The following is a 25,597-nucleotide window of genomic DNA, read 5'->3' as shown; positions in this document are numbered from 1 at the left end:
CCGGGGCGGGTGACGCGGCCGGGGCGGGCGACGCGGCCGGGTCGAGTGACGCGGCCGGGGCGGACGACGAGGGTGACGGGCGCGTCCAGGCGACCCGCGCCTCCTTGGCGGCGTTCGTCGACGAGACCGTCGAGCGTCGCGCGAAGCTCGAGCGACAGCTCGCGATGGCCGACGAGTTCCTCGAGCTGCTGCGCGCCCGCCTGCGCTGAGCGCCGCGCGTCAGCTGCGGGCCCACTCGGGGCGGCGGTCGACGAGCATCTCGGCGTACGACGGGTACCACTCGCCGGCCGGGGGTCCGTCGTTGCAGGTGCCGTCGCTGATGCCCGGCGTCTTGACCCAGAGCAGGGCGTCGAGGCGGCCGTCGTCGGACACCACGCGGGGGTCCTGGCCGAGGCCGACGTCCTCCGGGTTGCACCAGGTGCCCTTCCAGCCGCGGCCGTTGCGGGACACGTCGATCACGTAACGGCTGCCGCCCGTCATCGCGGCGACCTCCTCGGCGTAGGGCTGCTCGTCGCCCACGGGGTAGAAGCCCGCGACGTTGGTGAAGAAGCCCCGGGCCTGGTCGACGCCCGCCGCCTGGAGTCGCTCGGCCATCACCTCGGGCTGCACCCAGTGCGAGTTGCCGCCGTCGAGGTAGGCGGGCACGCCGGCCGCCGCGAAGTCGGCGACGGCCTGCTTCAGCAGGGGGAGGCGCGTGTCGGCCAGCTGCGGACACCGGCTCAGGATGCCGAGCGAGTCGGGTTCGACGATGACGACGGCCCGGTGCCCGGCGAGGGTGGCCGCGATGGTCGCGTTCCAGGCGGGGTAGCGCTCGAGGGACAGGCCGCCGGCCGAGTAGTTGCCGCAGTCCCGGTCGGGGATCGCGTACGTGACGAACACCGGCGTCGCGCCCTGCTCCTCGGCGGCGGAGAGGTAGTCGGTGATCACCTTCACGAGCTGGGCGTCGTCGTAGCCGTCGCCGATCCACATCGCGACGGGACGCTCGGCGATCAGAGCCGCGGCCCGGGCGGCGTCCGTCTCTCCGTCGGCGCTCAGGGTCGCCTCGGCCCGCACCGCCAGCGAGTTCGGCTCGAGCGCGATGCCGCCGTGGAAGACGGTGCCGGACGGAGCCGTGCGGATCGTCTCGGGCGTCACCCGGGTCGCCTGCGACGTCGGGGTCGGGCTCGGAGTCGCCGATCCGTCGGACGGCGTCGGCCGGGTGGTGTCGCCCGACGAGCAGGCGGTCAAGAGGACGACGGCGGCCGCGGCGAGCAGGCCGAGGGTAGTCCGGGCCGGTCGGGACGATGCCATCTGCGCCTCTCTCGGCGCAGTCGGGGGTGCTGCCCCGACGGTGGTGGAAGGGACAGTCGACCACGGATGCGGCCGCGGGCACAGGGGCCGAAAGGGGGACACGGCCGTACCTCGCGGGCACCGGGACCGCCGCCTCTCGCCACCGCGGGCCGCACCGCGGGCGGCACCGCGTCGCCACGGCGTCGACGTCTCGTCCCCAGGTCGTCGACGACCCCGAGGAGGCGCGGTGCCGGGTGCCCGCGCTGGCTCGGTCCCCGCCCGCCTCGGTAGGGTGGGTGGTCCGCGAGGCCCGAGCGCGGACGCCCCTGCACCGCGGCGCACCCCCGTCCTCACCGGACGGGTCGTGCGCATCAGACAGACAGAGAGCCATGCACCACTCGGTCCGCCCCGTTCCCTTTTCGTTCCGCCCCGTTCCCTCCCGGGGCATGCTCCGTCGCACGCCGGTCGTCGCCGTCATCGCCGCGCTGGCCCTGCTGGCCGCGCTCCTCCTCCCCGAGCGGGCGACCGCCGCCGCCCCGACCTGGCAGGCCGTCGTCGCCGCCCGCGACGACGAGTCGGCCAAGAAGAAGGCCCTCGCCGACCTGCAGACCGCGCTCGACGCCGCGTCGGCCCGTGCCGAGGCCGCCCGCACCTCGGCCGACGAGGCCGGACGCGTGCTGGGCGAGGCCCAGGCCGCCGTCGACGAGGCCACCGCCCGGCACGAGCAGCTCGAGACGCGTCGGGCCGAGGCCCGTGAGACGGCCGACTCCGCACGACAGGTCGTCGGCCAGGCCGCCGCGCTGATGGCCCGCCCCGGCAGCGGGGGACTGGTGGGCGACCTGCTCGCGGCCGGCGACGGCGCGCAAGAGGTGCTCAAGGGGCTGAGCCTGTCGAGCAAGCTCGGCGAGAACATCGGGCGGCTGCGCGAACGGGCCCAGGCCGCCGACAACCTCGCGACCTCGCTGGCCGCCCAGGCCGCCGTGGCGCTCGCCGAACGGGACCGGCTCGCTGCCGACGCCCAGACCGCACTCGACGAGGCGGCCGCGGCCAGCGTGACGGCCGAGGCCGACCTCGCGGCCGTCGACGACGAGAAGGCCACCCTCGCCGCGCAGGTCGCCCTGCTCGAGGACGACCGCATGACGCTCGAGCAGGCCTACTCCCAGGCGCAGGCGGCCGCGGCGGCGGCCGCTGCCGCTGCTGCCCGCCCCGCCCCGGCCGCCGGTGGCGGCACCGGTCCCGTGGCGCCAGGCACCGGAGGACCCGGCCCGGGCGTCACCGTGCCCGATCCGGGCACCGGGTGGGTCGCGGCCATCCGCTCGTACAGCTCGTACCAGGCCTACGGCTATCGCATCCACCCGATCACGGGCGATCGTCGACTCCACGCGGGCGCCGACTTCGGTGCGGCCTGCGGCACGCCGATCTACTCGGTCTCGGCCGGTCGCGTCAGCTACGCGGGGCCGTCGAGCGGCTACGGCAACCTGATCGTCGTGGACCACGGCGGCGGTGTCAGCAGTGCCTACGCCCACATGGAGCGCAACGGCATCTACGTCTCGGTCGGCCAGCAGGTCCAGGCCGGCCAGAACATCGCCGGGGTCGGCACCTCGGGCGGCTCGACCGGCTGCCACCTGCACCTCGAGGTGCGGCAGGGCGGCGTCCCGACCGACCCCGTGGTCTTCCTCGCGTCGAAGGGCGTCCGCTGACGACCGTCGGGCATCAGCTGCCGTGAGGCGGGCGTGTTCGGCTGTTCCGGGCGTCCGCATCCGACCGTCTCCGCCGAACTCGCCCGCCGTCGCGCGCTAGTCGGCCGCGCCCGCCAGGTCGTCGTGCACCTGGATCGACGCGGCCTCGGCCCGGATCTCGTCGACCACGGTGCGGACGGCCGGGCGGACGGCCCGGTCCGGTCGCATCAGGGCCTCGAGATGGCGCCCGGCGCGGACGTTCTCGAGCGTCGCCAGGTGGAACCTTCCGGGCGCGCGCGACGCGGACGTGTGGCGGGGCACGAGTGCCACCCCGTGCCCCGCGGCGACGAGGTTCTCGATCAGGGGCAGGTGCACCGTGCGGTGGACGACCTCGGGTGCGACGCCCGACTGCAGGGCCATCGACACCAGCACGCGGTCGATCGGGTAGCCCTCGGGCACGCCGATCCAGGGCTCGCGGATGACGTCGTCGACGGCCACCCGACTGCGGTCGGCCAGTCGGTGGCCGAGGGGGAGGGCGACCTCGAGGGGCTCGCGCAGCAGCGACACGACGGTCGTCGATGCTCGGCCCGGCGGCAGCACGCCGTCCGACCGGTGGGCGAGCACCACGTCGAAGTCCGCCGTCAGCGGGGCGAACTCGTCCTCGGAGACGTCGCGGTCGGCCACGTCGAGCTCGATGCCCGGGTGCGATCGCATGCGGTGCAGCACTCCGGGCAGCAGGAGCTCGGCCGCCGAGGCGAACACGGACACCCGCACCACGCCGCCCGTGCCTCCGCGGACGGCGTCGAACGCCGCCTCGGCCTCGGCGACCGCGGTCGCGACCCCCACCGACGCCCGGGCCAGGGCGTGGCCCTCGTCGGTCAGCACGACGCCCCGGCCGGCGCGACGGACGAGCTCGACCCCGAGCTGGCGCTGGAGCGTCTTCAGCTGCTGCGACACGGCGCTGGGCGACCGGTGCGTCGCGGCCGCGACGGCGGTGACGCTGCCGCGGTCGGCGAGTTCTCGCAGCAGGTCGAGGTGGGTGAGGTCCATGAAGGCAGCCTACAAAGACGTCGCAGCAATCTGCGCTGGTCCTGAACGGTCCGGCACGCCACGATGGACCGGTGACCGTCCGCGACCGCCTCCTCGCCCTCGTCGTCGCCGTGTGCTGGGGAATCAACTTCCCCGTGACGGCGATCGCCCTCGAGCACTTCCCGCCGTTCCTGCTCGTGGCGCTGCGCTTCACCCTGCTCGCGGTGCCGACCGTGTTGTTGGTGCCGCGTCCGGCGATCCCGTGGTCGCGCCTCCTGCTGGTGGGGGCGACGCTCGGCATGCTGCAGTTCGCGTTCCTCTACCTCGGCATCGCGGCGGGCATGCCCTCAGGGCTCGCCTCGCTCGTGCTGCAGGCCTCGGCCCCGTTCACCGTCGTGATCGCCGGCTTCTGGCTCCGTGAACGCATCACCCGTCGGCAGGCGATCGGCATCGGCATCGCCGTCGTCGGGCTCGTCGTCATCGCGGGCCACCGGTCGCAGGTCGCGGCGCTGCTGCCCGTCGTGCTGACGCTGTGCGGCGCGCTCGGCTGGGCGATCGGCAACGTGGCCGTCCGACGGGCCGCCCCGCCGAACCCGATGCACCTGACGCTGTGGATGTCGATCGTCGCGCCGGTGCCGATGCTCGCCCTGTCGTTCGTCGTCGAGGGCCCCGAGCGCATCGGCGAGAGCCTCGGCACGGTCCTCACGCTCGAGGCGTTGCCGTCGGTGCTCTGCCTGCTCTACCTCGTGCTGATCGCCTCGGTCGTCGGCTACGGCATCTGGACGCGCCTGCTCTCGGTCTACCCCTCGGCGACCGTCGCACCGTTCTCGATGCTGGTGCCCGTGGTCGGCGTGCTGGCCTCGTGGCTGGCGTTCGGCGAGGTGCCCGACCTGGTCGAGCTCGTCGCCGGCGTGGCGGTGGTCGGCGGTGTGCTCTACGCCAGCCGCGTGCCGAGGGCCCGCGCCCGCGACGGCGACCCCGAGGAGGCGCGGGTCGCCCCGCCCGAGCCGGTGCCCGTCCCCGAGACCGGCACCGCGCCTCCCGGGTCGCCCCTCAGGCGGTGACGGGCTTCTTCATCTGCACGGCGGTCGTCTCGTAGCCGAGCGATTCGTAGAGGTGGCGGGCGACCTCGTTGTAGCCGAACACGTTCAGGCCGAGGGTCTCGGCGCCGTGACGGGCGGCGGCCTGCTCGGGGGTCTCGCCGGCGAGCACGCGGGATTTCTCGTACTCGGCGGTCGAGCGCCGCATCCAGGGCACGAGGCGGGAGGTGGGCATGGGCACGAGGCTGAGCGTCATGACCGCACGCTAGCGCGCCGTGACCAGGCGCGGCACGCGACGTCACGAGCCGCAGGCGGACAGGTCGGTCGTACCCCGAAACGCTTCGCCACGCGTACCCCGGCGGCTGTCGGAGGGCGCAGGTCGCCCCGGTAACGTGTGCAGCGGCCGGCGGGGGGCGGCCGTGCGATGCCTCACAGGGGCACCGTCTCGACCCGCAGGAGAAACCCACCCGATGCCCCAGCAGAAACGCGCCCAGGCGACCCGCGCCGCCATCATCCGAGGGGCCGCCGTCGTCTTCGACGAGCACGGCTACAGCGAGGCCTCGCTCGACCTCGTCGCCGAGACCGCCACGGTGACCAAGGGTGCGCTCTACTTCCACTTCCGCTCGAAGGCCGACCTCGCGAACGCGGTCATCGCCGAGCAACACGCCCTCTCGCGGGCCTACGCCGACCAGGTGTCCGAGACCGCGGGCAGCGGTGCCGAGGCGCTCATGCTCTCGTGCGCGTCGCTCGCCACGCAGCTGACCACCGAGGTGCTCGTGACCGCGGGCATCCGCCTGACCACCCAGTCGCCGAGCCGCGACCTCCGGGTCGAGCACCCGTACCTCGACTGGCAGGCCCAGATCTCGGGTCTCGTCGAGCGGGCGGTCGCCGACGGGGACTTCCGTGCCGACACCGACGTCGAGAGCGTCGCCCGCTTCGTCGTCGGGTCGTACGCCGGCGTCCACATCGTGTCGCAGGCCCTGACCGGCCGGGCCGACCTCTTCGACCGGCTGCGCGACATGTGGGCGTTCGTGCTGCCGACGGTCGTGGCCCCCGGGCACGAAGGCCTGACCAGCTCGTTGCCCCCGCTGATCAGGCCGTCGGATGTGCCCCCGTCCCCCGACGTGTCCTCTGTGCCCCCAGGTTAGATACTGGCCGACCGGTTTTCCAGTCCCCTCAAGGAGGGGGCCGGTCAGGACGACGGCCGCGGTGGGGTGAGCTCCGTCAGCACCTGCCGGATCGTGGCATTGTCGGCCGCGAGGGCTGCGGTGTCGATCTGGGACAGGAGCTCACCGTCGTCGTGCGGCACGGTGAGTTGCCGCAGCCACTCCGCCTCGTAGAGGGCGTCGCGGTAGCCGGAGGACTCACGGCACCGGGCGTCGGCCGTCGCGATCTCGATCTCGTCGTCGGTCGGTGACGTGCTCGAGTCGAGCGTCTCGAACCGGTCGGCCATCTCGAGGGTCGGCATGCCCGACGGGTCGGAGGCCACGTCGCCCACCCGGGCGTCCTGCATGCACCCGCGCCAGTCGTCCCAGGTCGCGGTCACCGTCGGATCGTGGCGGGCTCCTTCGAACGCGGCGTTGTTCAGGCGGACGAGCGACTGGGTGCGGTTCGAGTAGTCGTCCAGTGACGGCACCGTCTCGCGGGCGCGCTGCACACAGGTGTCGAACCGGGCGGACCTCTCGGCCGTCCAGGGCTGCGACGAGAACTCGGACCAGGCGGCCGCTCCCGCGTCAATGACCGACAGGGCGTGGTAGCCACGGGTCTCGGCCGTCGCCAGGTCGAAGGCCCGGAGGCGCAGCGAGCCGTTCATCGACAGCTCGCCCGCCCGGTCGCCCGCCGCCACGTCCCGCCACGGCACCACGAAGTCGTCGTGGCCCGCCGCGACCATGCACTGCTGCGCGACGAGCAGGAGGGCGTAGGACGACGAGGTCTCGCCGACCGGCACGTATCGGTCGAGCGGCATCGTCCACGCGTCGACGTCCTTCGCCGGCAGGTCGGGCAGGGCGTAGGCGGCGTTGGCCGGGATGCCGTAGGCGACGACGCCGGCGACCACCGCGACCACGGCTGCGAGCGTCACGCGTTTCGCGCGTCGCTGTCGAGGCGAGACGCCGCCGGGCGGGACGTCGCGGGTCGGGACGGTCTTCTCGTCGGTCATCGCGTGGCCCCCTCGTCGTCGCGGGCCGGGCCCACGAGGTCGTTCTCGTAGGCGAAGACGACGATCTGCACACGGTTGCGCATGCCGAGCTTCTGCAGCACGGCGCGCACGTGGCTCTTGACCGTCGCCTCGCTGAGCCACGCGCTCTCGGCGATCTCGGCGTTGCTCAGGCCCCGTGCCACGAGCAGGAAGATCTCGCGCTCGCGGGGCGAGAGCACCTCGAGCGGCTCGGTCCGCCGCTTCGGCGACGGGGTCGGCACGGCGAAGGCGTGCACGACGTCGAGAGCGGCGGCCGCGGTCGGCACGGGCTCGCCGGCCGCTGCCGCGCGGATCGTCGTCAGCACCTCGTCGGGCGTGGCGTCCTTGGTCAGGAACGCGTAGGCCCCGGCCTTCAACGCGCTGAACACGGCCTCGTCACGCTGGATCGTGGTCAGGGCGACGACGCGCGGGGCCGAGTCGGGGTCGGTGCCGGCCGCCGCCACGATGCGCGTGGTGGCCTCGAGGCCGTTCATCACGGGCATGCGCAGGTCCATCAGCACGACGTCGGGCCGCTCCCGCTCGACCAGGGCGACTCCGGCCGCCCCGTCGACGGCCGTGCCGACACAGATCAGGTCGGCTTGCGCCTCGATCAGCATCTGCAGCCCCGAGGCGAACAGGGGCTGGTCGTCGACGACGACCACCCTCACGAGGGCAGGAGGCGCGGTGCGCGTCGTCGCGGTCGTCACGTCGGTCATGCGGGTTGCTCCGTCCAGGACTGCAGGAGTCCGATCGGTTCGGGAGTCGGCAGGAAGGAGGTGACGACGAAGACGCCGTCGTCGCCGAGCTCGGCCGTCAGCCAGCCGCCGGCGAGCCGGGCACGTTCGGTCATGCTGGCGATGCCGGTGCCCCGGCCGGTGCCGCGGCGGGCGGCGACGAGCGGGTCGTCGCCCGAGGACGTCACCAGCAGGGCGAGGCCGGGCCCCCGCCAGTCGAGTGCGACGTCGACCGTGCTCGACGAGCCGGAGTGCTTGAGGGCGTTGGTCAGGCTCTCTTGCACGATGCGGAAGACCGCGAGCTCTTGCGAGGGCAACAACTCGGTGGCGTCGCCGAGGTGCCGCAGGGTCACGGTCATGCCCACGTCGCGCATCGTCGTCGCGAGCCGGTCGAGGTCGGCGAGGGTCTCGCGAGGCGTGACGTCGTCGGCGTCCTGCTGGATGCGCTCGACCAGATGCCGCACGTCGACCAACGAGGTGCGGCCGACGTCCGCGATCGTCCGCAGTGCCTGCTCGACGACCTCCGGGCGGGTCGCCGACAGCGCCAGGGCGCCCTGGGCCTGGGACACGACCACGGCGAGCGAGTGGGCGAGGGCGTCGTGTACGTCCCGTGAGATGCGGGCCCGGTCGTGGGCGAGGCGCAGCTCGAAGTCCGTCTCGTGGAAGCGTGTCTCGGTCCGTTCGAGCACCAGCCCGATGCGGCGTACGCGCAGCACGCTCGAGAGGAAGATGCCGACGGCCCAGGCCGCGGCCGCGGCGCCGAAGAGCGAGGCCGCCAGGGTGATCACGTCGGTCTTCGTGCCCTGGCCGCCGCCGACCCACGACGACCAGACGTACGGCCGTGCGAGGGTGGGCACGGCCATCGCGATCGCGGCCAGCCCCGAGGCGAGGCCGGCGGCGGCCAGCGCGACCAGCCGAACGGCGATCGACCGGGCGAACGCGGCGAAGAACGCCACGAACGCGATGGCAAGGTACGTGGGCCACGTGGTGTCCGTCGGGGGCTGCACCCAGCCGGCGAGCTGCAGGGCCGGGATCGCCACCGTCAAGCCGATCGAGGTCCACGGCATCCACACCGCGAGGCCGACGGCCAGGCCGAAGAGGCCGAACAGGACGACGTTCTCGACGATCTCGCCCCGGCCGGCCTCGGCGATCGTCCACAGCAGCACGAAGACCGCGGCGGCGACGGGGGCCGCGAGGCGCGGCACCCAGGTGCGCAGGTCGTCGGGGATGGTGTCCATGTCGACGACCGTAAGGCGTCGTCGACCGGCCGCGCGCGCCTCCTGCGGGGTTTTCATCCTTGAGGACGAACGCACCGCGGTGGGGACGAGCCGTCGGGCCCCCGGGACGCGGCGACGGCGCGCCCCGGGATGGGGACGCGCCGTCGGCGTGGTGCGGGTGCAGCGACTAGAGCGTGATCAGACCGTCGGTCTTGGTCGTCGCGGCGGCGAGGCGGGCCTCGACGTTGCTCCAGTTCACGATGTTCCAGAAGGCCTTGACGTAGTCGGCGCGCACGTTCTGGTAGTCGAGGTAGTAGGCGTGCTCCCAGACGTCGAGCATCAGCAGGGGGACGAGGCCGAACGGCACGTTGCCCTGCTGGTCGAAGAGCTGGAAGACGCTGAGGCGCTGGCCGAGCACGTCGTAGGCGAGCACCGACCAACCCGAGCCCTGCACGCCGAGCGCGGTGGCGGTGAAGTGGGCCTTGAACTTCTCGAGGTCGCCGAAGTCGCGGCCGATGGCCTCGAGCAGGTCGCCGGTGGGCTCGCTGGTCTCGGGGGTGAGGTTCGTCCAGAAGATCGAGTGGTTGACGTGGCCACCGAGGTTGAAGGCGAGGTCCTTCTCGAGCTTGTTGACGTTCGCCAGGTTGCCGGTCTCGCGGGCCTCGGCGAGGGCGGCGTTGGCCGTGTTCGCACCGGTGACGTAGGTGTTGTGGTGCTTGGAGTGGTGCAGCTCCATGATCTTCGCGCTGATGTGCGGCGCCAGAGCGGAGTAGTCGTAGGGCAGATCGGGCAGGGTGTACTCAGCCATGTGGGGTCCTTTCGAATTGACCTGCATCCACCGTACGACCTCCACCCATGCCGGGGTCAACGTTCTCCCAGCGCGGACGCAGCCTCGGGGCCCGGCACCGTCGAGGGTCGTGCGTAGGCTGACGGGCGTGGGACGCACCCGCGACGGGTGCACGTCTCACCGACCGACGACCCCGCTCCACCCCGAGGAGGCGCACCATGGCAGGATTCACCGGCTTCGGCAGGCGGCGCGTGGCCGACCCGCGACTGCCCCCGGGGCAGTACCTCGAGAGCGGGTTCCCGGTCCTGTCGGCCGGCCCCACGCCGAACATCAAGCGGTGGGAGCTCCAGGTCGCGACCGAGACCGGGCAGCGCTCGCTCAGCTGGGCCGACTTCCAGGCGTTTCCGCACGAGGCGATCGAGACCGACATCCACTGCGTCACGAGCTGGTCGAAGCTCGGCACGCACTGGCGCGGCGTCTCGCTCGACACCCTCTTCGACGGCCTCGAGACCACGCACGAGTTCGCGATGGCGACCAGCCACGGCGGGTACACGACCAACCTGCCGCTCAGCGAGCTGCTCGGGGGCAAGGCCTGGGTGGTCGACACCTACGAGGGGCAGCCGTTGCACGCCGAGCACGGCGGGCCCGCACGCCTCTTCGTGCCCGGGCTCTACTTCTGGAAGAGCGCCAAGTGGCTGCAGGGCATCCAGACCATGGCCACCGACCGCCGCGGCTTCTGGGAGAGCATGGGCTACCACCCGCACGGCGACCCGTGGAAGGAAGAACGGTACGCGTGAGCGAGTCCGTTCCCGACCCAGGGGTCGGCGGGGCCGCGGGGGTCGGTCCCTCGGGTGATCCGTACGCCTGGCTGCCCGCCACGATCGTGTCGTCGGTCGCGCAGACGCCGCGGGCCCGGTCGTTGACCCTGGCGGTTCCTGGCCTCCGCCGCGCGCGAGCCGGCCAGCACGTCGACCTTCGGCTGACCGCCGAGGACGGTTACACGGCCGTCCGGTCGTACTCGCTGAGCGACGTCCAGGCGTCCGGCGGCGCGCGAGGCGGAGGAGGCGCGGGCCCGGTCCCACAGATCGAGGTCACCGTCGAGCGTCTCGACGACGGCGAGGTCTCGCCCTACCTCGTCGACGCGGCCGAGCCGGGCGACCCGATCGAGGTGCGCGGCCCGATCGGGGGCTGGTTCGTCTGGCCGCCGACCGAGTTCGACCCCGAGTCGGCCGTGCACGCGGTGCTGCCCGAGCCCGAGGGAGCGGCCCCGCCGACGTCGGCCCCCGTGCAGTTGGTCGGCGGGGGGTCGGGCGTCGCACCTCTGATGGCGATGGTGCGGGCACGAGGCCGGGACGCACCCCCGATGCGTCTGCTCGCCTCGGTGCGCGACCCGGGTTCGCGGTGGTTCGTGGCGGAGCTCGACGAGGCCGCGCGCGCCTCCTCGGGTCACGACGCGACGGGGCCTCGGGTGCCCCTCGTCGTGGACTGGGTCTACAGCCGCACGGCTCCCGAGGGGCACGACAGGCGGGCCGGCCGACTCACGCGCGACGAACTCGAGCGGTCGGTGCTGCCCGCGTCCGAGCACCCACTCGTCTACGTCTGCGGAGCGAACTCGTTCGTGGCGGTCGTCGCCGGGTGGCTGGTCGAGCTCGGGCACGTCCCGACCCGCGTCCGCACCGAGCGCTTCGGCGGCGTCTGAGCCGGCCTCCGCCGACCCGGGCCCCGCCCGCGCCCGTACCCGCACTCGGGTGTGCCGATGCGGTCCGTACCGGATCAGCGAAGAACCCCGTTCCGAACGATGAACCCAGAAGAAAACGGGTGCATCGTTCGGAACGGGGTTCATGGCCGTCCGGCGGAGGTACCAGCCCTCCGCCCGAGCGCCGGACCTCAGGCGGGCGTGCCCTTCTCGGGCGCGGTGGTGCGGAACTGGCCGCGCGTGACGTGCTGCTGCCAGAGCAGCTCGGCCAGCGCCTCCGGGCTCTTGTCGCTGCTCTCGGGCTCGATGCCGCCGGGGATGATCAGCTGACCGACGTGGATGCCCTCGCCGGCGAGCTCGTCGTGGAGCAGCTGTGCGTAGGCGGTCAGCCCCGCGAAGGCGATGGACGTGCCGGTGACCTTCGCGCCGGGCGTGACGGCCGAGCCGCCGTTGACGAAGAGGATGGTGCCGCCGCCGTCGGGCAGGAACCGCATGCCGGGCAGCACCTGGTGCACCGCCGCGACCGGCCCGTAGATCGAGAACTCGACCGGGCCGACGAGGTCGGCGGGCATGGTCTCGAGCACCGGGCGCATGAAGTCCTTCTGCGGCAGCGGGCTGTACTGCATCACCTGGACGGGCCCGAGCTGCTCGGTCGCCCGCTCGAGCGCGGCCGCGATGCTCGCCGGGTCGCGCACGTCGGCGGTGAAGCCCTGCGCGGTGACGCCGTCGGCCTCGAGCTCGGCCGCGAGGGCGTCGAGCCGGCCCTGGTGCCGCGAGATCAGCGCGACGCTGAAGCCCTCCGCGCCGAATCGTCGGGCCACGGCAGCGCCGAGCCCCTTGCCTGCTCCGATGATCGCGAGTGTCGTCATGCAGCCCATCCAACCGAGGAGGCGCGGGCCGGCACCCAGCCAGAGGGGTACGGAGGCCGCGTGGTCGCCTCGCCCCGCGCCTCCTCGTCCTCGTCGGTCGCCGCTCGGACGGCCACCGTCCAGCCGCGGGCTGCGACCATGGGGGTCGTACCCCGTCGGCCCCTCACCAGGAGCAGCTCGTGTCGCCTCGCACCCTCTTCCGTTCGTTCGCCGTCGCCGAGGTGGTGACCTGGTCGCTGCTGATCGTGGGCATGATCCTCAAGTACGCGGTGGGGGTCGGCGACTGGCCGGTCAGCGTGGCGGGGCCGATCCACGGCTTCGTGTTCCTCGCGTACCTCGTGGCAGGGGTCGTCGTCGCGGTGAACCAGCGCTGGTCGGGTGGTGTGACCCTGGCCGCCCTCGCCAGCGCCGTGGTGCCGTTCGCCTCCCTGCCCGTCGAGCGCTGGATCGACCGCCGCGGCCTCCTCGCCGGTGCCTGGCGCCGCACGGCGACCGACGACCCGCGCGACCGACGTCCCCTCGACCGCCTGTTGCGCTGGATGCTCGGGCACCTCGTCCTCGCCCTCGTGCTGCTGGTCGTCGCGGTGGTCGTCGTCTTCGTGGTGCTGCTGATCGCGGGGCCGCCCGTGCCGGTGGGCTGACCGCCCGCCCGCACCGCGCCTCCCTGACAATCCTCTTAGCAACTAAGAGATCGGGAGGCGGGCGCGACTAGCGTCCCCCTCATGACCACGGACACCAGCACCCGAGCCCCCGCCGACCCCGCGACGTCGCGTGACGTCGTCCGCCAGATCGTCGTGGTCGTCACCGCTGTCCTCGCGATCGTGCTGGCCGCCTACGGATCGGGCGCGTTCGGCGGCGTCTCGGTGTCCGACGCGGCCGGCGGTGCCCTCAGCGCGACCGCCACGACGGTCGCCCCGGCGACCACGGCCTTCAGCATCTGGAGCGTCATCTACCTCGGCCTCGTCGCGTACGCGATCTACCAGGCCCTCCCGGGCCAGCGCGCCGTCACCCGGCACCGTCGCCTGGGCTACTGGGTCGCGGCCTCGCTGCTGCTCAACGCGGCGTGGCTGTTCGCCGCCGTCCAGCTCGGCAGCGTCTGGCTGGGCGCCGTCGTGATCGTCGCGCTGCTCCTCGTGCTCGCGCGCATCTTCGTGATCCTGTTCCACACCGCGTCGAGCGGATGGGTCGACGCGGTCGTCACCGACGGCACGCTCGGCCTCTACCTCGGCTGGGTCAGCGTCGCGACCGTCGCCAACATCGCCGCCGGCCTGGTCGACGCGGGCTTCGACGGCTTCGGTTTCGCGGCCGGGTTCTGGTCGTCGGTGGTGCTCGGCGTGGCCGCTCTCGTCGGCGTCGTGCTGGCCTTCGCCGGCCGCGGCCGCATCGCTCCGGCCCTGTCGCTGTCGTGGGGACTCGCCTGGATCGCGGTCGGCCGCCTGACCGGCGAACCCGAGAACGTCGTCGCCGGGGTGGCCGCGATCGTCGCCGCCGCCGTCGTGCTGGTCGTCACGATCGCCGTGCGGGCCGCACGAGGCCGGGTCGGCGCCACCGCCTCGCTGCACCGCTGAGCCCCGTCCGCCAGGCTGCCCTGCTCGGTCACGCGTGCCGCCGCACCGCACCGCGAGATGGTCACGACGCCAGGGGAAGACCTGGCGCCGTGACCATCTCCTGGCGTCGTGTGGGGACTGCAGGAGGCGCGGTGCCCGCAGGAGGCGCACCGCACCTCCTGGTCAGCGGCCGCCGGTGATCTTGCGGTCGCGCTGGGCGACCCCTGCCGTGCCGTAGGGGTAGTCGTCGACCCGGGGTGCGCTCGCCGAGGTGAGGCGGGCGACCTCGTCGTCGGTGAGGGCCGCGGCCAGCGCCGACGAACCCAGGTTGTCGTCGAGCTGCTCCACCGTGCGCGCGCCGAGGATCACCGAGGTGACCGCGGGCTGACGCAGCAACCAGGCCAGCGCGACCTGCGAGGCCGAGGCGTCGTGCGCCGAGGCGATCGAGGTGACCGCGTCGAGGACGGTCCAGGTGCGCTCGTCCGCGTTGCGCGCCTCCCAGGCCTCCATGCCGCGTTTCGGGTCCTCGCCGAGGCGGGTGGCCCCGGTGGGCGCCTGGTCGCGGACGTACTTGCCGCTCAACCAGCCGCCGGCCAGCGGCGACCAGGGCAGCAGCCCGATGCCGGCGTCGAGCGAGGCCGGGACGACCTCGTGCTCGATGTCGCGGACGAGCAGGTTGTACTGCGGCTGCAGCGTGACGGGCGGGGCGAAACCGAGGGCCTCGGCACGGCCGACGGCCTTCGTCACCTGCCACCCGAGGTAGTTCGAGAAGCCGTAGTAGCCGATCTTGCCCGCGCTGATCGCGTCGTCGAGGAACCGCAGCGTCTCGTCGATCGGGGTGAGGTGGTCCCAGGCGTGCATCTGGTAGAGGTCGACGTGCTCCACGCCGAGCCGGGTCAGCGAGGCGTCGAGGGCCTTCGCGAGGTGACGACGCGACAGGCCGACGTCGTTGGGCCCGTCGCCCATGGGGAAGCGTCCCTTGGTCGCGAGCACCACCTGGTCGGCGTCGGTGGGGTGGCTCGCCAGCCAGCGGCCGATGATGGTCTCGCTGGTGCCGGCGCTGTAGACGTCGGCGGTGTCGACGAGCGTGCCGCCTCCGGCCACGAAGGCGTCGAGGATGGCGTGCGAGGTCGGTTCGTCGGCTTCGGCGCCGAAGGTCATGGTGCCGAGTGTCAGCTCCGACACCGAGGCTCCACTGTTTCCGAGGGTTCTGTAGTCCATGACCCGACGCTACGCGGACTGCGACCGCACCCGACCGGGCGGTGCCCTGCCCCAGGATGCGGCGCGCGTCCAGTTCGTCTGTTGGATACTCTCGGGTAGGCCACTCGACACCGACGTCGGGAGGACCACCCGGGACCAACCACCCCGGATCACCGTCCCACCCGAGGGGAACGACCGTGACGTCCACACCGCAGGCGGCCTCACCAGTCGCCGGATCAGCTGCACTCCGCACCACGCCCACGCACACCGCGCCCACCGGCACCACCACCGACTCGACCGTGGCGCCCCCCAGGGCGCTGCCCGTCGAGGCGTTCGTCGACCCGCGGGTCCGCAGCGTCTCGACCTCTGATCGTGAGGTCGCCCACGCGCTGATCCGCAAGAACTACAAGATCACGCGACTCGAAGGTGAAGGCCCCGAGCCGTTCACCTACAGTCGCGCCGTGTCCGGCGAGACGCGGTTCGCGCTGTGTCGCTTCGAGTATCGGCGTGGCCGGCTTCTGACCGAGAGCGAGCCCGCCGGGTTCCTCGTGGCCGGCGGAGTGATGGCGGGCCAGCTGTCGCTGCGCACCCGCGACCACGAGATCCGCGTCGACCCCGGTGCCCCCTTCGCCTTTCCCTCGCACGAGGCGAAGGTCATGGAGTCGTTCGACCTCGTGCTCGGTCAGGTGCTGCTCGACCGCGCTGCCGTCGAGCGTGAGCTGGGCGCCATGCGGCTCGCCGCCCCGGGGGGCCTCCGGTCGACGGCCACCGAGGCGGTGTCCGCGGCGATGGCCCGCTACTGGTCCGAACTCGTGGTCCACGTCCACGAGAACGTGATCCGCAACGACGCGGCGATGGCGAGCTCCCTGGTGCGGGGCTCGGCGTTCCGGTCGCTCGTCGCGGCCTACCTCGAGACGTTCGAGACGAACGTCGTCGGCGTGGGCGGCGACGACGGTGTCACGCCCCTCCCGTCGACCGTGCGTCGGGCTCGCGACTACATCGAGCAGCACGCGCACGACGACATCGGCGTCGTCGAGATCGCCGAGGCGGCTCGGGTGACCCCCCGCGCCCTGCAGCTGGCGTTCCGTCGCCACCTCGACTCGACGCCCATGGCCGAACTACGGCGGGCGCGGCTGCGCGGCGCGCACGGGGACCTCGTCATGGCCGATCCGACCCTCGGCCACACGGTCGCGGGCGTGGCGCTCAGCTGGGGTTTCGCCCACGCGGGCCGCTTCGCGGCCCAGTACACGGCCGAGTTCGGGCGGTCACCCCGCGACACCCTCGAGGGGTGACGGGTGACTTTTCGCCACCGCTTCGCAACCTGAGCTTTCATTTCGTTTTTCGGACAATGCCGGGTTTGCCCGAGGAGCGGAGAGCCGCAGAATGAAATGGCCTCGCGGTGAAAGGTTCAGGACCGCGAGTCACAGCGCACGAGATCGACGTCGGGTTTCTCTCGTGTCGCCGGGGTGCGGAGGGAGTCGGGTTCCTTCCGCACCCCTTTCTCATGAGTGGGGCGGGCGTCCGTCGGGGAAGCGACCCGCGCCTCCTGCGTTCTCGACGAGCGAGGCACGAGGCACGAGGGCGAGGCACGAGCCCGTGGCGGTCAGTCGCGCGCGGAGACGTCCGTGTGCACGAAGCCCCGGAACGACCGGCTGGCGGTCGGGCCGCGCTGGCCCTGGTAGCGCGAGCCGTACTCGGACGAACCGTAGGGGTGCTCGGCGGGCGAGCTGAGCTTGAAGAAGCAGAGCTGGCCGATCTTCATGCCGGGCCAGAGCTTGATCGGCAGGGTCGCGACGTTCGACAGCTCGAGCGTGACGTGTCCGCCGAAGCCGGGGTCGATGAAGCCGGCGGTCGAGTGCGTCAGCAGGCCGAGGCGCCCGAGCGAGCTCTTGCCCTCGAGACGGGCCGCGACGTCGTCGGGCAGGGTCACGAACTCGTAGGTGCTGCCCAGCACGAACTCACCCGGGTGCAGGATGAACGGCTCGTCGGCCTTCGCCTCGACCAGGCGGGTCAGCTCGGGCTGCTCGTCGGCCGGGTCGATGAACGGGTACTTGTGGTTGTCGAAGAGACGGAAGAACCGGTCGAGCCGCACGTCGATGCTCGACGGCTGGATCAGCGTCGGGTCGTAGGGGTCGAGGCCGATTCGCCCGGCGTCGAGTTCGAGCTTGATGTCGCGGTCGGAGAGCAGCACGCGACAAGACTAGTCAGCGCGTGCCGGGCAGCGGGGGGAGGATGGACGCATGCGTGCCATCACCGTCCCCGTGCCCGGAGGGCCCTCCGCCCTCGTCGTCTCCGAGGTGGCCGAGCCGGTGCCCGGCCCCCGCGAGGTCGTGATCGACGTCGCCGCCGCGGGCGTCAACCGCGCCGACGTCAACCAGCGTGAGGGGCACTACCCGTCGCCCGCCGGGGCGCCGTCCTGGCCCGGGCTCGAGGTCAGCGGCACCGTCGTCGCGACCGGCGAGCACGTCACCGCCGCGGCCGTCGGCGACTACGTCGTGGCCCTGCTGCCGGGCGGGGGCTACGCCGACCGCGTGCAGGTCGACGAGGGCCTGGTGCTGCCCCTGCCGCGAGGCGTCGACCTCGTCGAGGCGGCGGGCCTGCCCGAGGCCGTCGCCACGGTCTGGTCGAACGTCTTCATGAGCGCCGGGCTGAAGCCGGGTGAGACCCTGCTCGTGCACGGCGGCGCCAGCGGTGTCGGTTCGATCGCGATCCAGATGGCCGTGGCGCTCGGCTCGACCGTCTACGCCACCGCCGGGTCCGCCGACAAGACGTCGTTCTGCGAACAGCTCGGCGCCACCCGCGGCATCGACTACAAGACCGAGGACTTCGTCGCGGTCGTCGACGAGCTGACCGAGGGCCGCGGCATCGACGTCGTGCTCGACCTGGTCGGTGGCGACTACATCGCCCGCGACGTCGAGGCGCTCGCCGTGAACGGCCGCGTCATGGTGATCGCGGTGCAGGGCGGTGCGTCGGCCACCATCGACCTGTCGCGCCTGATGGCGAAGCGCGGACGGGTCTGGGCGACCACGCTGCGCGCCCGCCCGCTCGACGAACGCCGCGCGATCATGGCCGAGGTGCGCGAGCACGTCTGGCCGCTGGTCGAGGCCGGTTCGGTGCGACCGGTGCTCGACAGCGTCTACCCGCTCGAGTTCGTCGCCACGGCCCACAAGCGCATGGAGTCCGGCGGTCACAGCGGCAAGATCCTGCTCGCCGTCCGCTGACGCCCGGCCCGACCGAGGAGGCGCGGGTCGCCCGACCGAGGAGGCGCCGGTCGCCTGACCGAGGAGGCGCGGGGCGTCAGGACACGCGGCTGTCGGCTCCCTTGCGCACCGCCGAGGCCCCGGTGATCTCGACGAGCACGGGGACGGTCTCGCCCAGCACGCGGTCGAGCCCGCGGGCGACGTCGGACGCCGCGGCGACCACGGGGGCCGGGGACGACCCCGCCGTCAGGCGCACGCGCACCTTGAGGGCCGGTCGGCCCGTGACCGTCCACGCCGAGACGCCGACCGCGGCCACGTCGCGTCGGTCGCGGAGTGCGTCGGTGATCGCGGTGTCGGCGAACGAGCTCGACACGGCGATCGAGCCGGCCGGGTCGTCGTGGACGACGACGCTGTCGGTGCGACCGTGCCCGTGGGTGAAGATCGCGACGACGAAGACGATCACCAGCAGCAGGCAGAGCAGGGCGAGGGCCAGCGGCAGCCAGCTGCCGCCCGTCCCGCCGGTCGGGTCGATCGGCGTCGTCGCCACGGCGTCGTCGACGGCCGACGACGCGGGCGACAGCAGGTCGCGCAGCACGCCGCCGCCGGGCAGGGCGACGATCACGAGGAACACTCCGACGGCCAGGGTCACGAGCCCGACGACGAACAGGAAGAGGCGGTTCGCGAACCGGTTGCTGGAGGTCATGCGCCGAGCCGTCCCTGATCGGTGGTGCGGACCCGGGCCGACAGGGCCGGGCGGTAGGCGACGGACTCGAGCTCGGCACGGGAAGCGGCTTCGACCGCGCCGTCGTCGACCGCGAGGCCCGAGGAGGGCGTGAGGTCGATCTGCGCCCGGCGCCTCGAGACCCAGGCCGAGACCTGCTGCTCGGACAGACGACCCGACGTCCGGGCGGTCCGGGCGAGGGACGAGGCGATGACGCGGTCGTCGACCACGACCGCCACGCGGTCGTCGTCGATGGTGTGGCGCCCACGACGGCCGGCCGTCACGGCGAGGCCGATCAGGACGAGACCCACGATCGCCGCGACGACACCCGCGCCGAGCACGAGGCCCGAGGTGCCGCCGCCGTCGACGGACGAGGTCAGCGTCGCGAGGACGTCGACCGGGGAGAAGAGCAGAGCCGGTCGCCCGAGCGCGGCGTAGACGGCCTCGACGCCGACGTACCCGACGGCGAGTGTCAGCAGCACGAGCACGACGATTGTGCTGCCCGAGCGTGACGAGTGCAGCTCGCGCCGCAGGACGCGGCGGTACAGGCCGGGGTCGATCCCGCTCACGAGGTGTGCCCCGTCCGCTCGAGACGGCTGCCGCTCACCGTCACGTCGACGCGGGACACGGTCCGCCCCGCGAGGTCGGCGACCCGGCGGGTCAGGGTGGACTGCAGGTCGCGCACGACGGCGACGACCCCGCCCTCGGGCATCGTCATGGCCTCGGAGAGCATGGGCACGCGCACCGGCGTCGAGACGCGCAGGGCGAGGCGCCCGGCATCGTCCGCCGCCTCGACGCGGACGTCGGCCCGACGGACGCGCAGGGTCTCGGCGACGACGGCCGTGGCCACCTTCTGCAACACCTTGCCGGGGATGCTGACGTGCCCGGCGACGACGGGGTCCGTGCGGCGGACGTCGTCGGAGACGGCCGGCGTGCGCTCGACGGCGGAGGAGGCGGTGGTGGCGGCGGTCATGACGACGAACGCCGTCCGCGCAGGGCGTCGAGAAGGCCCTTGACGTCGGTCTCGCCCGAGATCACGCGTCCGACGAGCGCCCCGACCGCGATGAAGACCGCGACGAGGACGAGACCCCAGAAGCCGAAGGCCAGGGCCGAGACGGCGAGCACGGCGCCGACGGCCATGCCCGTGGTGGTGGCGGTCACGAGACGCGGCTCTCGCGGGTGGAGTCGGCGTCGGCGTCGTCGTCACCGGGGATGTGGACGTCGTCGATCGCGACGTTCACCTCGGCGACCTCCATGCCCACGAGCTGCTCGATCGTCCGGGCCACGGCCGCGCGCACCTGCTCGGCGACCGTGTGCATCGGAGCCGGGTACTCGACGACGATCGTGACGTCGGCGGCGACCTGGGTCTCGCCTACTTCGACGCGCACGCCCTGACCGAGGTCGGTCGTGCCGATGACGTCTCGCAGGGCACCGAACGCGCGAGCGGTGCCGCCACCGAGGGCGAAGACGCCGGGCACCTCGCGGGCGGCGATGCCGGCGACCTTGGCGACGACGCCGTCGGCCACGACCGTCCTGCCCGGCGTGGTGGTCGTGCTCGGGACGGTGCTGCCCGGGACGGTGCTGCTCGGGACGGTGCTGCCCGGGACGGTGCTGCGGGGGGCCTTGTCGGCGGGTGCCATGGGTGACTCCTTCTCGTCGTTCGAGGTGTTCGATGCGGGCCGTGTCGATGCCACCCTTCGGTCCTACCCGATGGGGGGTGCCGAGGGCGGACACCGACGCGCCGGAGAACCGGTACCGGTTCAGGTGGTTCCGGTGTATCCAGGGATGAGACGCGTTGCGGGGCCCGAACGTCACGGAACGCGTCGGTACTCATCCACGGGTCGTGACCCGCGCCTCCTCGTCCCGAGGGCCCGGGCGAACGCAGCAGCAGAGGAGGCGGACATGGCGGCGGACCTGACCGAGGCCACCGACGCCGTGCTCGCGTCGCGCGCCGCCGAGGGCGACGAGCGGGCCTTCGAGGTGCTGCTCCGACGCCATCTGGGGCTGATGACGGCGTACGCCACCCGGCTGACCGGTTCACGAGCCGACGCGACCGACGCGGTGCAGGAGGCGTCCATCACGATCTGGCGCGAACTGCCGACGCTGCAGACGCCCGCCGCGGTCAAGGGCTGGATGATGCGCATCGTGTCGCGCAAGGCCTTCGACCTGATCCGGTCGCGCCGCCTCACCGACGACGTCGACGACCTCGAGCTGCCGGCGGCGACGCCCACGACCGATCCGGAACGCCGGGCGTCGTCGAACGACGCCATGGAGGCGCTGCGTGCGGCGCTCGCGCGGCTCCCGGCCAGCCAACGGCAGGTGTGGGCGCTGCGTGAGGTCGGTGGCGAGTCGTACACCGAGATCGCCGAACGGACCGGCACCACCGTGACCGCGGTCCGGGGGCAACTGGCCCGGGCCCGAGAGACCCTGACCCGCGAGATGGAGGCCTGGCGATGAGTGACCGTCCTCACGGCACCGACCACGCCCACGAAGACCCGACCCCGCCCGACGTGCCCGTCGACCTCGGCGAGGCCGTCGACCCGGGCGAATCCGTCGACCCTGGCGGGGCCATCGACCCGGGTGCGCCTGTCGATGCCGACCCGGCGCCCGACGGGGTCGTCGACACTGCCGACGACGGGGTCTCGCCCGAGCGACTCGTCGACTACCTCGACGCCGGTCGGCAGCCCTACGATCCCGAGATCGAGGAGTCGCCCGAGGCCCGGGCCCAGCTCGCCGCCCTCGAACGCCTGCGAGCGATGGGGGCCCGACTGCTCGAGTCCGACGCCGAGGCGAGCCCCGCACCGGACCCGAGCTGGATCTCGGGCGTGATGGACCGCGTGCGCCTCGAGTCGCGGGCCGGACGGCAGATCCCACTCGCCTCGATCGACGAGCGTTCCACCCTGCACATCACCGAGGGCGCGGTGCGGGCCCTCATCCGCGAGGCCGGCGACGGGGTCGACGGCGCCATGGTCATCTCGTGCACCATCCACGGCGACGTCAGCGTGCCCGGGGCGCTCGTCCGGGTCGAGGTCGTCGTCAGCGGCCTGTTCGGCGAACCGCTGCCCGCGCTCGCCGAGGCGGTCAAGTCGGCGGTGTCGTCGAGCCTGTCCCGTCAGACCGAACTGACCCTCGAGAGCGTGGACGTCGTCGTCGACGACGTCCACCTGCAGAGCGAAGGAGGCGCGGCATGAGCGACGAGGACGGCCTGCGGGCCCCGATCAGCCCGGCCGACCTGTCCCTGCTCGCCGCCGAGCTCGGCGAGATCGCGGCGTCGGTCGACGGCGTCGTGCACGTCCGGGCCCGGCCCGGATTCGGCAGCGTCGTCCGCTCGGCCCTGCAGGGGTTGAGCGCCGTCGTCGGTGGCGGAGGGGTCGTGGGTTCGACCGTCCAGAGCGACGCCTCGATCGCCGGAGCCACGTCGACCGCCCCGGGCGTCCCCGCCTCCGAGATCCCCGACGCCGAGCGCGCTGACCCGGCCTCCGCCGAGGCCGCAGCCCCCGGCCGACCCGTGCCCCTCGTCGGCATCGCCGTGGCCGACCTCGAGACCCGCATCACCCTCGACATCGCGGTCGACGAGAGCGGCTCCGGCCCGCTCGTGGCCCGTGCGGTCGCCCAGGCGCTGCTCGACCGGGTGAGCGGGGAGCCCGTTCCGCCGGCATCGGTCGACCTGCGCATCGTCTCGGTCGCGACCGGGGCCTGAGCGCGCCTCCTGCCGGTGGTGCGCGGTGTCGCACCGCCTGATGGACGTCGCACCGTCGACGTCGGCGGTGCGATGTTCATCCGGCGGTTCCACACGCTCGGCAGGGCACAGGGAGCACGGGAGGCGCGGGCCGCTATAGTGGTCTGACGCGCCTCGGAGGCGCCGCGCGAGTGTAGTTCAATGGTAGAACTTCAGCTTCCCAAGCTGATAGCGCGGGTTCGATTCCCGTCACTCGCTCTCTTCTTCTCTTGAATGACGTGACGCGACGGCCGGGCTGACGGCCTGGTCGCCACCGCCGTCAGGTCTCTTCCCGCGTCATCGGGGTACGCGCCCGTGGGGCGTTCGGCCGACGGCGGCCGGGAGCACCGCCCGCGTACGATCGACGTCGACGCTACCGGGGGGAAGCCATGACCGACGACGCCACGACGACCGTCTCGTTGCTCCACCCGATGCTCGACACGCACGGGCCCGGCTGGGTCGAGTCGCGGTCCAGCAAGCCCGTCGTCGGGGTGTCGAGCGGCCTCTCGGCCCTCTTCGTCGACTGTGCCGGGCCGGGCACCCGCGTCGCTCTCGTCACCGACCCCGGATCGCGGCTCACGTACTCGCTGTTCCACCTGCTCGACGTGCTCGGCGGGGTCTGGCTGACCCGCGCCTCCGACGGTTCGTTGCGTCGGGCGGTCACGCTCGAGCCGGTGCGCTCGCCGGCACACGGGCTCGGGGTGACCGAGGACGGCTACCCGCTGCCACAGGACGAGGCACCGTCGGCGGTCCGGCTCGACGAGGGGCGCACCGTCGACCCCGACGCCGTCCCGTGGACGCAGCTCGCCGTCGTCACCCACCACCGAGCCCGGGCCGAGGCCCGACTCGGCGGAACGCTCGAACGACTCGTCGAGGCGCTCGCGCCCGGCACGCGCACCCTGTGGGGAACGACCGAACCGGCCACCACGGCCTGGGACCGCGACTTCTTCACGGCCGCCGCGCGCAGCCGCATGCCGTCCGAGACGCGGTTCCACGTGGCCGGCGGCGACGCCGCCGGGCCGAGGTATCGGGGCTGGGTGCGCATCGCGCGCAGCGACGACGGGGTGATCGAAGAGACCCGGATCGTCGTGACCGGAGCCGTCGCGCCGGGCGTCGTCGCGGACGCGCTCGCCGACGTGGCCGGTCGACAGCAGGTCCTCCTGGCCACGGCGTGGTCGATGTCCGGCCGGGCCGACGGGACGGTGTCCGCCCACGACCGGGTCGCACCGCAGCCACTCGCCGCCGTCATCGGGGCCCGGAGCGTTCGGGGCATGCAGCTGGACGTCGAGGGCCTGGTCCGTCGGGTGGGTGGCAGGGTGCTCGGGTCGTCGCGGACGCCGTCGGTGCTCGTGTCGTTCCACGAGGGGCCGGCCGGTGACGCCGAGGTCGGTGCTGCTGCTGGTGCTGTCGACGGTGCCGCCGCCGCTGCCCGCTGGCACCGTTTCGCCGACGCGGTCGAGGTCGTCGGCGCCGACGAGATCCTCGCCGCGATGACCCCGCCGGGAGTGCACCGTGCCTCGTGAGTACACCGTGGTGACGCCCGAGCCCGTGACCGCCGTCGACGGTGCCCGTGCGGCCGCCGAGATCGATCCGTACCTCGGCCTGGGCAAGCTCTGGAACGGCGGCGGGCTGCAGATCGCGACCGACGACGGGCTCGTGCTGGCGATCGTGCGCAGCACCTACGTCGAGGACCCGGCCGACGCCTCCGTCCTGCTCGGGGTCGACGTCGAGGCGGGCAGCTGGCTGACCGAGGCGTATGCGCCGGGGACCGACCCGGTGTCGGACGCGGTGGTCCAGGCGCTCGTCCGCAACACCGGGGGGCGCGTCGTGGTCGAGGCGGTTCCGGGTGGGCCGAGGCCCGCGACGGCTGCGCCCGTGACGGCTGCGCCCGCGACGGGTGCGCCCGCGCCGACCGACGAAGGGGCACGCTCATGAGCTCGTGGTCGATCTCACCAAGCGGGGTGCAGGCGGTCCTGGCCGACGTCCAGGTCTCGGCCGGCGAGCTCGGCACCGCGGCCGGAGGCCTGGAGACCGGTCACGAAGAGCTGAGCGGCGGTGTCGGCGACCTCCTCGTGGGCGTGGCCAACGCAGTGCTCGGGTTGATCGAGTCCGAGGCGACGACCCTCACGTCGGTGGTGAACCGCATCGAGTCGTGCGGCACCGGTGCCGCCGAGGCGACCATCGCCTACGTCGCCGGCGACGAGGAGATGGCGGCGAACGCCCAGTCCGCTGCCGTGACGGCGGCCGCCGAGGCACCCGCGCTGGCGAGCGAGCAGAGCGCCGCCGGCATCCCGCCCGTCTCCACCCCGGGGGTGCCCCGATGAGCCCCTCGCTGATCGTCCCCGGTGCGATCCCCGGCGTCACCATCGACCCGGCGGCGATCTCGACGTCCGCCGCCACCTTCCGCAGCACGGCGACCTCCATCGCCGAGAAGGGTGCGGGCGTCGTCACCTCCTGGTCCGGGCTGTCGGGCGTCTACGCGGCGCCCGAGGCCGAGCAGTTGTTCGTCGCCATGGACCCGGTCGGCACGAGCACGCAGACCCTCGGCGACACGTTCGGCCAGGTCGCGACGTTGCTCGACGACCTCGCCACGGCCGTCGCCGCGCCCGTCGCCCGGCTCAAGGAGCTCGTCACCGAGGCCGAGGCCTTCACCGCCGAGGTGTCCGGCGGCGTCACCTACAGCACCGAGAGCTACAACTCGTACATCTCGAGCGG

31 protein-coding genes, 1 tRNA gene and 1 pseudogene are annotated in these 25,597 nt (G+C 73.1%); 18 read left to right on the top strand and 15 right to left on the bottom strand.

Features of this window, described 5'->3' with window-relative positions; translation table 11 throughout:
• Nucleotides 1-209, top strand: a pseudogene (locus ASE87_RS16345) (hypothetical protein); the annotation flags it as partial.
• 10 nt (nucleotides 210-219) lie between these two features.
• On the opposite strand, the gene ASE87_RS08930 reads toward ASE87_RS16345, so the two are convergent.
• On the bottom strand, nucleotides 220-1,290 hold the full coding sequence (locus ASE87_RS08930; protein WP_056227861.1) for a glycoside hydrolase family 6 protein: 1,071 nt from the start codon (nucleotides 1,288-1,290) through the stop codon (nucleotides 220-222).
• 425 nt (nucleotides 1,291-1,715) lie between these two features.
• On the opposite strand from ASE87_RS08930, the gene ASE87_RS08925 reads away from it, so the two are divergent.
• On the top strand, nucleotides 1,716-2,969 hold the full coding sequence (locus tag ASE87_RS08925; RefSeq protein ID WP_056227858.1) for a M23 family metallopeptidase: 1,254 nt from the start codon (nucleotides 1,716-1,718) through the stop codon (nucleotides 2,967-2,969).
• Between the two features lie 96 nt (nucleotides 2,970-3,065).
• Here ASE87_RS08925 and ASE87_RS08920 read toward each other — a convergent pair whose 3' ends face one another.
• On the bottom strand, nucleotides 3,066-3,998 hold the full coding sequence (locus ASE87_RS08920) for a LysR family transcriptional regulator (RefSeq protein ID WP_056227855.1): 933 nt from the start codon (nucleotides 3,996-3,998) through the stop codon (nucleotides 3,066-3,068).
• A gap of 71 nt (nucleotides 3,999-4,069) precedes the next feature.
• Here ASE87_RS08920 and ASE87_RS08915 point away from each other — a divergent pair, with 71 nt between their 5' ends.
• Nucleotides 4,070-5,041, top strand: a complete 972-nt coding sequence (locus ASE87_RS08915; protein WP_056227852.1) for an EamA family transporter — start codon at nucleotides 4,070-4,072, stop codon at nucleotides 5,039-5,041.
• Here ASE87_RS08915 and ASE87_RS08910 read toward each other — a convergent pair.
• Entirely contained in the window at nucleotides 5,031-5,273 is a 243-nt protein-coding gene (locus ASE87_RS08910; protein ID WP_056227850.1) for an N-acetyltransferase, read from the bottom strand. The two genes, ASE87_RS08915 and ASE87_RS08910, sit on opposite strands and share 11 nt — an antisense overlap.
• Before the next feature lie 214 nt (nucleotides 5,274-5,487).
• Between ASE87_RS08910 and ASE87_RS08905 the strand changes: the two genes are divergently transcribed.
• Entirely contained in the window at nucleotides 5,488-6,165 is a 678-nt protein-coding gene (locus ASE87_RS08905) for a ScbR family autoregulator-binding transcription factor (RefSeq protein ID WP_056227846.1), read from the top strand.
• Between the two features lie 44 nt (nucleotides 6,166-6,209).
• On the opposite strand, the gene ASE87_RS08900 is transcribed toward ASE87_RS08905, so the two are convergent.
• From ASE87_RS08900 to ASE87_RS08885, 4 genes are all read right to left on the bottom strand, one after another.
• Entirely contained in the window at nucleotides 6,210-7,175 is a 966-nt protein-coding gene (locus ASE87_RS08900; RefSeq protein ID WP_056227842.1) for a hypothetical protein, read from the bottom strand.
• Nucleotides 7,172-7,909, bottom strand: coding sequence for a response regulator transcription factor (locus ASE87_RS08895; protein WP_043593843.1), 738 nt, complete (start codon nucleotides 7,907-7,909; stop codon nucleotides 7,172-7,174). The genes ASE87_RS08900 and ASE87_RS08895 overlap by 4 nt, the downstream gene beginning before the upstream one ends.
• Nucleotides 7,906-9,165 (bottom strand): sensor histidine kinase, encoded by a 1,260-nt coding sequence (locus ASE87_RS08890; protein WP_043593845.1) that lies wholly within the window; start codon nucleotides 9,163-9,165, stop codon nucleotides 7,906-7,908. The genes ASE87_RS08895 and ASE87_RS08890 overlap by 4 nt, the downstream gene beginning before the upstream one ends.
• A gap of 166 nt (nucleotides 9,166-9,331) precedes the next feature.
• Entirely contained in the window at nucleotides 9,332-9,952 is a 621-nt protein-coding gene (locus tag ASE87_RS08885) for a superoxide dismutase (RefSeq protein ID WP_043593847.1), read from the bottom strand.
• 197 nt (nucleotides 9,953-10,149) lie between these two features.
• On the opposite strand from ASE87_RS08885, the gene ASE87_RS08880 reads away from it, so the two are divergent.
• Together ASE87_RS08880 and ASE87_RS08875 are read left to right on the top strand one after the other, a co-directional pair.
• Entirely contained in the window at nucleotides 10,150-10,728 is a 579-nt protein-coding gene (locus tag ASE87_RS08880) for a molybdopterin-dependent oxidoreductase (protein WP_056227839.1), read from the top strand.
• The gene (locus ASE87_RS08875) at nucleotides 10,725-11,630 is read left to right on the top strand and encodes an FAD-binding oxidoreductase (RefSeq protein WP_200925462.1); all 906 of its coding nucleotides are present in this window, start codon (nucleotides 10,725-10,727) and stop codon (nucleotides 11,628-11,630) included. The genes ASE87_RS08880 and ASE87_RS08875 overlap by 4 nt, the downstream gene beginning before the upstream one ends.
• 188 nt (nucleotides 11,631-11,818) lie before the next feature.
• On the opposite strand, the gene ASE87_RS08870 is transcribed toward ASE87_RS08875, so the two are convergent.
• On the bottom strand, nucleotides 11,819-12,496 hold the full coding sequence (locus tag ASE87_RS08870; RefSeq protein WP_056227836.1) for an SDR family NAD(P)-dependent oxidoreductase: 678 nt from the start codon (nucleotides 12,494-12,496) through the stop codon (nucleotides 11,819-11,821).
• A 179-nt stretch (nucleotides 12,497-12,675) separates the two neighbouring features.
• Between ASE87_RS08870 and ASE87_RS08865 the strand changes: the two genes are divergently transcribed.
• Nucleotides 12,676-13,137, top strand: coding sequence for a DUF3817 domain-containing protein (locus ASE87_RS08865; protein ID WP_056227834.1), 462 nt, complete (start codon nucleotides 12,676-12,678; stop codon nucleotides 13,135-13,137).
• Between the two features lie 81 nt (nucleotides 13,138-13,218).
• Nucleotides 13,219-14,064 carry a tryptophan-rich sensory protein gene (locus ASE87_RS08860; RefSeq protein WP_043593854.1) on the top strand — a complete coding sequence of 282 codons (846 nt, stop codon included), beginning with the start codon at nucleotides 13,219-13,221 and terminating at the stop codon, nucleotides 14,062-14,064.
• A gap of 162 nt (nucleotides 14,065-14,226) precedes the next feature.
• Here ASE87_RS08860 and ASE87_RS08855 read toward each other — a convergent pair whose 3' ends face one another.
• On the bottom strand, nucleotides 14,227-15,264 hold the full coding sequence (locus tag ASE87_RS08855; RefSeq protein ID WP_056044374.1) for an aldo/keto reductase: 1,038 nt from the start codon (nucleotides 15,262-15,264) through the stop codon (nucleotides 14,227-14,229).
• A 176-nt stretch (nucleotides 15,265-15,440) separates the two neighbouring features.
• On the opposite strand from ASE87_RS08855, the gene ASE87_RS08850 reads away from it, so the two are divergent.
• Nucleotides 15,441-16,535, top strand: a complete 1,095-nt coding sequence (locus ASE87_RS08850; protein ID WP_157489791.1) for a helix-turn-helix transcriptional regulator — start codon at nucleotides 15,441-15,443, stop codon at nucleotides 16,533-16,535.
• Nucleotides 16,536-16,846: 311 nt separating this feature from the next.
• On the opposite strand, the gene dcd is transcribed toward ASE87_RS08850, so the two are convergent.
• The gene (dcd, locus tag ASE87_RS08845) at nucleotides 16,847-17,434 is read right to left on the bottom strand and encodes a dCTP deaminase (protein ID WP_043593858.1); all 588 of its coding nucleotides are present in this window, start codon (nucleotides 17,432-17,434) and stop codon (nucleotides 16,847-16,849) included.
• A gap of 49 nt (nucleotides 17,435-17,483) precedes the next feature.
• Here dcd and ASE87_RS08840 point away from each other — a divergent pair, with 49 nt between their 5' ends.
• The gene (locus ASE87_RS08840) at nucleotides 17,484-18,464 is read left to right on the top strand and encodes an NAD(P)H-quinone oxidoreductase (RefSeq protein WP_056227828.1); all 981 of its coding nucleotides are present in this window, start codon (nucleotides 17,484-17,486) and stop codon (nucleotides 18,462-18,464) included.
• A gap of 76 nt (nucleotides 18,465-18,540) precedes the next feature.
• Here the strand turns inward: ASE87_RS08840 and ASE87_RS08835 are convergent, their stop codons facing one another.
• From ASE87_RS08835 to ASE87_RS08815, 5 genes are read right to left on the bottom strand one after another with little or no spacing between them, the layout of a single operon-like run.
• Nucleotides 18,541-19,146 (bottom strand): hypothetical protein, encoded by a 606-nt coding sequence (locus tag ASE87_RS08835; RefSeq protein WP_043593862.1) that lies wholly within the window; start codon nucleotides 19,144-19,146, stop codon nucleotides 18,541-18,543.
• Complete coding sequence (locus tag ASE87_RS08830; protein WP_056227825.1) at nucleotides 19,143-19,733, bottom strand: hypothetical protein; 591 nt, start codon at nucleotides 19,731-19,733, stop codon at nucleotides 19,143-19,145. The genes ASE87_RS08835 and ASE87_RS08830 overlap by 4 nt, the downstream gene beginning before the upstream one ends.
• Nucleotides 19,730-20,137: a hypothetical protein gene (locus tag ASE87_RS08825; protein ID WP_043593864.1), complete on the bottom strand. Its 408-nt coding sequence runs from the start codon at nucleotides 20,135-20,137 to the stop codon at nucleotides 19,730-19,732. The genes ASE87_RS08830 and ASE87_RS08825 overlap by 4 nt, the downstream gene beginning before the upstream one ends.
• Complete coding sequence (locus tag ASE87_RS08820) at nucleotides 20,134-20,325, bottom strand: DUF2273 domain-containing protein (RefSeq protein WP_056227821.1); 192 nt, start codon at nucleotides 20,323-20,325, stop codon at nucleotides 20,134-20,136. Before ASE87_RS08820 ends, ASE87_RS08825 begins: the two co-directional genes overlap by 4 nt.
• The gene (locus ASE87_RS08815) at nucleotides 20,322-20,804 is read right to left on the bottom strand and encodes an Asp23/Gls24 family envelope stress response protein (RefSeq protein WP_056227818.1); all 483 of its coding nucleotides are present in this window, start codon (nucleotides 20,802-20,804) and stop codon (nucleotides 20,322-20,324) included. Before ASE87_RS08815 ends, ASE87_RS08820 begins: the two co-directional genes overlap by 4 nt.
• 262 nt (nucleotides 20,805-21,066) lie before the next feature.
• On the opposite strand from ASE87_RS08815, the gene ASE87_RS08810 reads away from it, so the two are divergent.
• From ASE87_RS08810 to ASE87_RS08775, 8 genes are all read left to right on the top strand, one after another.
• Complete coding sequence (locus ASE87_RS08810) at nucleotides 21,067-21,621, top strand: RNA polymerase sigma factor (protein ID WP_056044391.1); 555 nt, start codon at nucleotides 21,067-21,069, stop codon at nucleotides 21,619-21,621.
• A complete protein-coding gene (locus ASE87_RS08805; protein ID WP_056227817.1) occupies nucleotides 21,618-22,355 on the top strand; it encodes a hypothetical protein in 738 nt (245 codons plus the stop codon). The genes ASE87_RS08810 and ASE87_RS08805 overlap by 4 nt, the downstream gene beginning before the upstream one ends.
• A complete protein-coding gene (locus ASE87_RS08800; RefSeq protein WP_056227813.1) occupies nucleotides 22,352-22,864 on the top strand; it encodes a hypothetical protein in 513 nt (170 codons plus the stop codon). Before ASE87_RS08805 ends, ASE87_RS08800 begins: the two co-directional genes overlap by 4 nt.
• Nucleotides 22,865-23,030: 166 nt before the next feature.
• A tRNA-Gly gene (locus tag ASE87_RS08795) sits at nucleotides 23,031-23,101 on the top strand.
• A gap of 170 nt (nucleotides 23,102-23,271) precedes the next feature.
• Nucleotides 23,272-24,405 (top strand): DUF6177 family protein, encoded by a 1,134-nt coding sequence (locus tag ASE87_RS16095; protein WP_056227810.1) that lies wholly within the window; start codon nucleotides 23,272-23,274, stop codon nucleotides 24,403-24,405.
• On the top strand, nucleotides 24,395-24,817 hold the full coding sequence (locus tag ASE87_RS08785) for a hypothetical protein (RefSeq protein ID WP_056227807.1): 423 nt from the start codon (nucleotides 24,395-24,397) through the stop codon (nucleotides 24,815-24,817). Before ASE87_RS16095 ends, ASE87_RS08785 begins: the two co-directional genes overlap by 11 nt.
• Nucleotides 24,814-25,206, top strand: a complete 393-nt coding sequence (locus ASE87_RS08780; protein WP_052505142.1) for a DUF6507 family protein — start codon at nucleotides 24,814-24,816, stop codon at nucleotides 25,204-25,206. Before ASE87_RS08785 ends, ASE87_RS08780 begins: the two co-directional genes overlap by 4 nt.
• A partial coding sequence (locus ASE87_RS08775; protein ID WP_200925461.1) for a hypothetical protein occupies nucleotides 25,203-25,597 on the top strand: 395 nt, incomplete at its 3' end. The genes ASE87_RS08780 and ASE87_RS08775, both read left to right, overlap by 4 nt.

Origin of the sequence: Frigoribacterium sp. Leaf44, assembly GCF_001421865.1 — a bacterium.
Lineage (GTDB): Bacteria > Actinomycetota > Actinomycetes > Actinomycetales > Microbacteriaceae > Frigoribacterium.
The sequence above is the reverse complement of the archived record's forward strand: the minus strand, read 5'-3'. Positions and strand labels throughout refer to the sequence as shown.